Here is a 415-nt window from a genome sequence, read left to right on the forward strand (position 1 = left end):
GCCTGGACGCCCGTACCGCCCAGCTCAAGCAACTGCAGGATGCCCTGCAGGCCAAGCAGACCGAGCGCGGCACCGTGGTGACCTTCGGCAACGTGCTGTTCGACTTCAACAAGGCCGAACTCAAGCCCCAGGGCTATGCCAACGCCCAGAAGCTGGCCGATTACCTGAAGCAGAATCCCGAGCGCAAGGTGATCGTCGAGGGCTACACCGACAGCGTCGGCAGCGACTCCTACAACCAGCAGCTGTCCGAGCGTCGCGCCCAGGCCATCCAGACCGCCCTGGTCAGCGCTGGCGTCGAGCCGAGCCGCATCCAGGCCCGTGGCTATGGCAAGAACTTCCCGGTGGCCAGCAACAGCAACGCCTCCGACCGCGCCCTGAACCGTCGCGTGGAAGTGACCATCTCCAACGACGCCAA

General features: G+C 65.3%; 1 protein-coding gene. It reads left to right on the top strand.

Translation table 11 applies throughout. The features are described from left to right. A partial coding sequence (locus KYG_RS18740; protein ID WP_034695361.1) for an OmpA family protein occupies positions 1 to 415 on the top strand: 415 nt, incomplete at both ends.

The sequence above is a fragment of the Acidovorax sp. NO-1 genome, assembly GCF_000238595.1.
Classification (GTDB): domain Bacteria; phylum Pseudomonadota; class Gammaproteobacteria; order Burkholderiales; family Burkholderiaceae_C; genus Acidovorax.